This is a genomic window from Candidatus Synechococcus spongiarum SH4 (assembly GCF_000586015.1).
Taxonomy (GTDB): domain Bacteria; phylum Cyanobacteriota; class Cyanobacteriia; order PCC-6307; family Cyanobiaceae; genus Synechococcus_B; species Synechococcus_B spongiarum_F.
On the sequence record NZ_JENA01000081.1, the window covers coordinates 1 to 6808 of the forward strand.

Consider the following 6808-nt stretch of genomic DNA (forward strand, 5'->3'; position numbering starts at 1 on the left):
GCCTGGCGGATGGCCTCCAGGGCGCTGGGGAGCGCCGGCGGCGCCGCCGGGCAGCAGCTTACCCGGTGGATCCGGCCCCCCGCTCTACTGATTCTGGATTCCCCCTTGATGAGGCGTCCATCCTCCAGTTCGGCGCAGAGTTGAACGTCAGCGTTGGTGGCGGGCATCACCTGCCCTTGAATGTTCAGCACCCGGCTGCTGGCGGCAACGGCGGATTCCAGATTGCCAGTGATGGTGACCAGAGCCGAGAGGAACAGGTTGCCCAGACTGTGGCCTTCCAAGCCTTGACCGGAGGCAAAGCGATAGCGGAACAACTGGGTAAGCAGTTGTTCTTCCCTGGCCAGGGCCGTGAGGCAGTTGCGAATATCCCCGGGGGGCTGAATGCCCAGATCACGTCGCAGGCGGCCACTGCTGCCCCCGTCGTCGGTCACGGTGACAATGGCGGTGATGCTGTTGCTATAGCGTTTCAAGCCGCTGAGCAGGGTGGCCAGACCGGTGCCGCCGCCAATGGCCACGATGCTGGGTCCCCGCTTGAGGCGCCGCTGCGCCAGCAGGGCTTCCACCAGGGGACGGCCCTGTTCGGAAGCCAGGAGGGCCCGCTTGATGGATCCGAAGGTGCGACTCTGGCCCAGCAGGATGAGGGCCAGGCCGCTGAGCAGCACCAGGGGACCGGTCAACTGGTAGGGAAACACCTGGGTGATGCTGGCCAGGATCTGCTCAATGGCCGCCAGGATCCAGTACACGGGCTTCAGGTTGGCCCAGATGGCGCCGCCCAGCAGCACCAGCAGCAGCCCCAAGGCGCTGGTGAGCACCCAGCGTTTGACCAGCAAACCCGGCGAGAGCCACTGGAGCGCCTTGCAGGACCCGGCCAGACCCCAGGGCCGTCGTCTCCGCTGTCCCCGTTGCCGTCCAATCCGGGGAGTACCGTTCCTTTCCCCCTCCCGGCGCATGGAATCTGACGCCTGCTGTTGCGTACTCTGCGCCAAGATCACCGCCATTCAGGTGTAACAATTTTAGGAATACCCTTGGAATGTTGAGCCGATGTCCAGATCCGGTGGTGGCCCGGCAGCGGAGGCATTGGCCATTGAGTTGCGCGGCATTGGCCTGCGCTTTGGCGCCAAATCCGTGCTCAGCAACCTGGACCTGGACGTGGGTCTTGGACAGAAGGTTGCTGTTGTGGGGCCGTCCGGGGCGGGAAAGTCCACCATCCTGCGGCTGCTGGCCGGGCTGTTGCTGCCCAGCAGCGGCCGGCTCAGCCTCTATGGCCAGCAGCAGATCTATTTGCGGGAGGATCAGGATGCCCCCATGGACGTGCGCATGGTGTTTCAATCCCCGGCGCTGTTGGCCTCCCTCAGCGTTGGGGAAAACGTGGGGTTTTTGTTGCAGCGCAGCGGTCGGCTCTCTCCGGCGGACATCCGCGCCCGGGTCTCCAGGGTGCTGGAGGAGGTGGGTTTACGGGGCATTGAAGACCTGATGCCGGGCCAACTCTCGGGAGGGATGCAGAAGCGGGTCAGCTTTGCCCGGGCCATCGTTGAAGATCCCGTGATCGACGCCAGCCACCATCCCCCCCTTCTCCTGTTTGACGAGCCCACGGCGGGCCTTGACCCCGTGGCCTGCACCAGGATTGAGGATATGATTGTCAAAGCCACGGAGTTTGTGGGTGGCACGGCTGTGGTGGTCAGCCATGTGATGAGCACAATTCGCCGTTCCGCCGACCACGTGGTGATGCTCTACGGAGGGTGTGCCCAGTGGCGCGGCTCTGTTCAGGAGTTTGAGACGACAGATAATCCCTATGTCCGGCAGTTCCGTAGCGCTAGCCTGCAAGGGCCCATGCAACCCGAGGCGATCTGAGCGCCATGCGTCGTAGTTTTCGTGAGGCCGCTGTAGGTCTGAGCGTCCTTGCCGCACTGGCCATTGCCGTGGGGCTCTGGCTGCGTCTCAGGGGGCATCGGTTTGCCAGCGCGGCCTGGCCTGTGGCTGTACATCTTGATGATGCGGCAGGTCTGGTGTCCCGCTCCACTGTCTACTACCGGGGCGTGGATGTGGGTATGGTCCGGTCCGTGACGCCGGAACCCGGCTTTGTGGTTGTCCAGGCGGAGATCAGCGATCCGGCGCTGGCGATCCCTCAGCCTGTCACGGCCCAGGTGGGGAGCGGCAGCGTCCTGGGGGGAACGGCCCAGTTGGTGCTCACCGGTTCCTCCAATCCGTTGCCCGCGCCGGCCAGCCCCACGGCAGACGATTGTTCATCCGCCCGGCAACTCTGCGCCGGCGACGTGCTGCAGGGAACACGGTCTCCCACCCTGGGTGACGTCACCGCCAGCGCTGCGGCGCTTCTGGATCAGGCCGTCGTCCTTGACCTCCTCGGCGCCCTGGATCAGGCGGCGGAAGGCTTGATCCAGGCCAGCAACAGCTTCACAACTGCTGCCGACAACACCAGCGTTCTGATGGAATCCCTTCAGGATTTGGCGCAACAGCTCAGTCCCAGCGTCAATCAGATCAACACCGCGGCGGTCAACCTGAATACCATGACCAGCCACCTGGCCAACGCCGCGGCGGAACTGGATCGCCCTGAAACCATCGCCCAGTTCAGGCAGGTCATGGCCAACGTGGCCAGCGCCACGGACCAACTGAATACCAAGGCAGGCGTCATCCTCGCCAACGTGGAAGGCTTCACGGCCAACCTGGATCGCATTGGCAGTGACATTGTGGGAATCACCAGTGATCCTGCGGTGGCCAACGGCCTCAGAAACATGACGGTTGGCCTCGGTCTGTTGTTTGAAGAGCTCTACGGCCCTGAACGGCTTGCGGATCCCGAGAGCGAAGAAGAGATCCCACAGCCATAAGGCGGGGGCGAAGGCGCCCGATGGCGGTTTGATCAGTGTGCCGGTGGGTTGCGGCCCACGCCTTGCCACCGGAAGCCCGCTGCCGTGAGGACCGCCCCATCCAGACAGTTGCGTCCATCCACCACCAGCCGCCGGTTCATCACCTGGCCCAGTTGTTCCCAGTCCAGGAGCTTGAACTCCGGCCACTCGGTGACCACCACCAGGGCATCACATCCCCGGGCCATGGCCATGGGGCTGGAGCAGTGTTGAATCGACGCCAGGGCCTGGGCCCAGTGGTCTTGCCGGCTCCAGTAGGGATCGAACCCCTCACCGTGGCGCCCAGGCGGATCAGTTCGGCGGCAATATCCAGGGCGGGAGCCTCCCGCAGGTCGTCGGTGCCGGGCTTGAAGGTGAGTCCCAACAGGCCGATGGCGCATCCCTGCANTCCCGGTAGCGCCCGCTGCAGTTTGCCCACCACCAGGCGGCGCTGATCCTGGTTGACCGCAGTCACCGCCTCCAGGAGACGGGGCTGAATGCCCAGGCTGCCGGCGGTATGCAGAAGCGCCGACACATCCTTGGGCAGGCAGCTTCCTCCCCAGCCGATGCCGGCATCCAGAAAGGCGCGGCCAATGCGCTTATCCAGGCCGATGCCGTCCGCCACCAGGGTAATGTCCGCCCCCAGGCGATCACAGAGCAGGGCCAGTTCGTTGATGAAGGACACCTTGGCGGCCAGGAAGGCATTGGCGGCATACTTGATCATCTCCGCCGAGGCCAGATCCGTCTTGATCAGAGGAATGGGGCCAGGACGGCTGATGTCGCAGCCCCGGCAGCGGCGCTTGATCAACGGGGCGTACAGTTGCTCCATGGCGAGCAGGGCAGCCGGATTATCACTCCCCAGCACAATGCGATCCGGGTTGTAGCTGTCCCACAGGGCCTGCCCCTCCCGCAAGAACTCCGGATTGCTCACCACCGTCACCGGCGGCGGGGCGCCCCCTGCAGCGGCCCGGGTCACCAGATCCTGCACCCGGGCGCCGGTGCCGATGGGCACGGTGGACTTGTTCACAATCAACCGTGGTCGGTGATCACCCGCCAGGGCGGCGCCAATGGCCGTGGCCACACTGGCCACAGCTTCGGTGTCGCTGGCGCCGGAGGGAAGTGGGGGGGTGCCGACAGCAATGAAAATCACCCCACTGCCGGCCACAGCCGCCGCCAGGTCCCCATGGAATTGCAGTCGGCCGGTGCCGATGGCCAGGGTGAGGTCTTCCTGCAAGCCAGGCTCGTAGATGGGGCTTTGTCCTTCTTGTAACCGGGCCAGTTTGCCAGGGTCCTTATCCACCCCCACCACCCTGTGGCCCATATGGGTCAGACAGACCGCCGAGACCAGGCCAACGTAGCCGGTGCCAATCACTGCGATGCGCACGGTCTGCCATCTCAAAGACCTGCGCAAGGTACAGCAACCCGAGTCTGGATAACCCGTTGAAAAAAGTCGGCCAGGCTACTGGAAACCGGGAACCGGGCCGGGGATCAATGGGAGCCCCATTCGTGTAAAGCCGTTTGGTATCGATCCATGGGCCACGGGGATGTCCTTCTGCATCCATCCCGTCACCCGGCAACGCCAGGCTCTGCCCACCGCCGTCGGGCGCTGGCTGGAGGCCGCAACTCCTGATCAAGAAACTCCACCTGCCGGGCCAACATCCCGGACCTGAACGGTTCAGACTCTTCATTTCCCGCCCCAGCCGTCATGCCCCTTCCTGTTGTTGCCGTGGTTGGGCGCCCCAACGTGGGCAAGTCCACCCTGGTGAACCGCTGAGGGTGCTCAAGCCTCAGCGGAGGCTCCAAGCTGTTGCATCCGACGGCCAACGGCCCTGGTGACGGACTCAACCAGCGCAGCCGGGACGTCGTCCGGCAGACCTGAGACCACTGCCTGGATGGCGCAATTCCCATGGCTATGGATGTTGTCAAAGATTTCCGCAATACCCTCACGGGACAGACCCGCCTTGATGCCCGTCTCCACAAAATGCCGGGGACAAACATCCTTGAAGCGGTAATGTCGCGAATGGCCCACGCTCATCGCCAACTTGAAATCCCTGAGCCTCAACTCTCTTGTATCAACCATTGGTTGAACACTGAGTACATCGTAGAGGGGCGTCATGTGAAACCGCCCGCCTGGGAGCAAAGCGAGGCTGAAATTCTTCCCGTGGCCGTCGCTGGCTCCCATGAGCCAGAACAGCACGTTCGCCTTGAAGAAGGCCATACGATCCTTCGCGGCCTCGTCACTGCCCCGCAGCCTGTCCATGACGGCAACAATGCCGGGGCCGCCATCGCTCTGGTATTTCCGAGTCGGTGGACATGCCAGAGCCTGGCAAATGTCTTCCTGGTGCAGGCGGATGATGCGGTTGTCCCGGGTCCGGCGGCGATCAAAACGTTTAACCACCAGCACCTTCTGGGTTCCAAACGTCGTCATCTCCACCTGAGCCACCGGCAAGCCGAAGGCTTCCAGCAGCTTGAGGCAGAGGTATTCGTTCTCAACGCTGTTCTTCAGATGCACGTCACGGGACCACTGACCGATCTGTGGTTTCAGGAGGTGGGTGGTCGGTGTGGCGCCAGACGGCCGCCACCAGCGGCCGTCACGATGCAGCAGGGCCGTCTTCGCCTGGGCGCCGGCAACGGAGATGCGGAAATCGTTGTCGCCGTCATTGTCACCACCAATGCCCAGGGGTGCTCCATCCAGTGCTGTGACCAGGGCCTCAATGTCTGTCTCGCTCAGCGCCTCACCAGTGGGCGCCGACCGTGAGCCGGGCTCCTCGCCTTGCGGCAGAAACTGCAAGGCGCCGACACAATCCCGTCCGATCTCCCTCAGCAGGCTGTAGGCATCGGCGCCCCGAGCACCCACCCGTTGGGCAATGCGCTGCCGTATCGGCCGGCTATCCGGTAGCAGGTTCTCGAAGAAGGCCGTGGCCCGCTCATCCCCATGGGGTTCCTGCTGGAGGGGAAGGGAAAGGGACACGGGCAGGCTGTGCTCCCATGCCAGCCAGGATGGATGATACCGGAAGCTGATGGCTCCGTTTGCCTTCCGCAGCAACTCCCCCACAAGGCGGGTGTTGAGGAAAATCTGGAGAGACTGATGGCTGCGTCGCCGCCCCATGCCTAGAACAGATCCTCAAAGGCGGCGGCGGAGACTTTGCTGCGCTCGGTCAGGACGAGTTCAAGATCAAGGGCTGCACAGAGATCAAAGAGCGTGTCAAGGGTGGCCCTGCTCTGGCTGGTTTCAATTTTCGAGATGGTTTCCTGCCACAGACCACTGCGCACGGCAAGCTGCCGCTGCGTCATGCCCCTGGCCTTGCGCATCTGACGGATGGCATGGCCCATATCCTGGGGTGTTCTGGCAAAGTACTGCATGATGCCGCGCCTCCGTTGCCGGCCATATGACCCATCCATCATATGAGGCTTTTATGATGCGTGGATCATGTTCCCTCGTTCTTCGTCACTATGGAGCAGGTGTGCGCCACCCTGGCCTGGGTGGAAGCATTTGTGCAGAGCCTGTGATGTACCGTATCCATGACGCACCCCCAAGTTGGGAGCAAGGTTACCGTGGAAATCGGAATCAACCGGCGCCGACTGAAGGACGCTTGCCTGTCCGAGTGCGGCAAATACCGATACCTCCTGTGGCGGAGGGTTAGGCATGACGCTCACAAATGTGGACAGGCGCCGGATGATCTGGACCTGAACCCTGTCGTCTTCATTATGCTCAATCCCAGCAAAGCGGATCATGAACAGGACGACCCAACCATTCGCAAAGTGACCCACTTCGCCAAAGAATGGGGCCACGATTCGGTCCTGGTCTGCAATTTGTTTGCCCACCGAGCGACTAAACCGAGTGAATTGCGAAAGACGTGCGACCCGTCCGGCCCACAGAACGGAGACGCCATCAAGTGGGCCATCGACTTTGCACGTGACCAGCCCCGAAACGCCTCGGCAGGTCCTCG

At 63.1% G+C, this 6808-nt stretch carries 7 protein-coding genes and 2 pseudogenes; 4 read left to right on the forward strand and 5 right to left on the reverse strand.

What is annotated here, in order from left to right; genetic code table 11:
• The coding region (locus BG35_RS0105055; protein WP_080688031.1) for a gluconeogenesis factor YvcK family protein at positions 1 to 950 on the reverse strand (950 nt) is incomplete at its 3' end.
• A gap of 91 nt (positions 951 to 1041) precedes the next feature.
• Between BG35_RS0105055 and BG35_RS0105060 the strand changes: the two genes are divergently transcribed.
• Positions 1042 to 1851: an ABC transporter ATP-binding protein gene (locus tag BG35_RS0105060; RefSeq protein WP_025781975.1), complete on the forward strand. Its 810-nt coding sequence runs from the start codon at positions 1042 to 1044 to the stop codon at positions 1849 to 1851.
• Between the two features lie 5 nt (positions 1852 to 1856).
• Positions 1857 to 2843: an MlaD family protein gene (locus BG35_RS0105065; RefSeq protein ID WP_025781976.1), complete on the forward strand. Its 987-nt coding sequence runs from the start codon at positions 1857 to 1859 to the stop codon at positions 2841 to 2843.
• A gap of 158 nt (positions 2844 to 3001) precedes the next feature.
• On the opposite strand, the pseudogene BG35_RS14135 reads toward BG35_RS0105065, so the two are convergent.
• Both BG35_RS14135 and BG35_RS10410 read right to left on the reverse strand, forming a co-directional pair.
• Positions 3002 to 3259 (reverse strand): annotated as a pseudogene (locus tag BG35_RS14135) (hypothetical protein); the annotation flags it as partial.
• Positions 3193 to 4179: pseudogene (locus BG35_RS10410) on the reverse strand (UDP-glucose dehydrogenase family protein); the annotation flags it as partial. The pseudogenes BG35_RS10410 and BG35_RS14135, both read right to left, overlap by 67 nt.
• A 384-nt stretch (positions 4180 to 4563) precedes the next feature.
• On the opposite strand from BG35_RS10410, the gene BG35_RS14140 reads away from it, so the two are divergent.
• Complete coding sequence (locus BG35_RS14140) at positions 4564 to 4632, forward strand: GTPase (protein WP_201768411.1); 69 nt, start codon at positions 4564 to 4566, stop codon at positions 4630 to 4632.
• 6 nt (positions 4633 to 4638) lie between these two features.
• Here the strand turns inward: BG35_RS14140 and BG35_RS0105080 are convergent, their stop codons facing one another.
• Complete coding sequence (locus BG35_RS0105080; RefSeq protein WP_025781977.1) at positions 4639 to 5967, reverse strand: type II toxin-antitoxin system HipA family toxin; 1329 nt, start codon at positions 5965 to 5967, stop codon at positions 4639 to 4641.
• A gap of 2 nt (positions 5968 to 5969) precedes the next feature.
• Positions 5970 to 6221, reverse strand: a complete 252-nt coding sequence (locus tag BG35_RS0105085; protein ID WP_025781978.1) for a helix-turn-helix domain-containing protein — start codon at positions 6219 to 6221, stop codon at positions 5970 to 5972.
• A gap of 159 nt (positions 6222 to 6380) precedes the next feature.
• Between BG35_RS0105085 and BG35_RS12040 the strand changes: the two genes are divergently transcribed.
• Positions 6381 to 6808 (forward strand): DUF1643 domain-containing protein (locus BG35_RS12040; protein ID WP_152535175.1); only part of this gene is annotated, 428 nt, incomplete at its 3' end.

What these genes read in the sequence shown, in the direction of transcription:
- BG35_RS0105060 (WP_025781975.1), top strand. Translation starts at nt 1,042, where the DNA reads ATGTCCAGATCCGGTGGTGGCCCGGCAGCGGAGGCATTGGCCATTGAG.
- BG35_RS0105065 (WP_025781976.1), top strand. Translation starts at nt 1,857, where the DNA reads ATGCGTCGTAGTTTTCGTGAGGCCGCTGTAGGTCTGAGCGTCCTTGCC.
- BG35_RS0105080 (WP_025781977.1), bottom strand. Translation starts at nt 5,967, where the DNA reads ATGGGGCGGCGACGCAGCCATCAGTCTCTCCAGATTTTCCTCAACACC.
- BG35_RS0105085 (WP_025781978.1), bottom strand. Translation starts at nt 6,221, where the DNA reads ATGCAGTACTTTGCCAGAACACCCCAGGATATGGGCCATGCCATCCGT.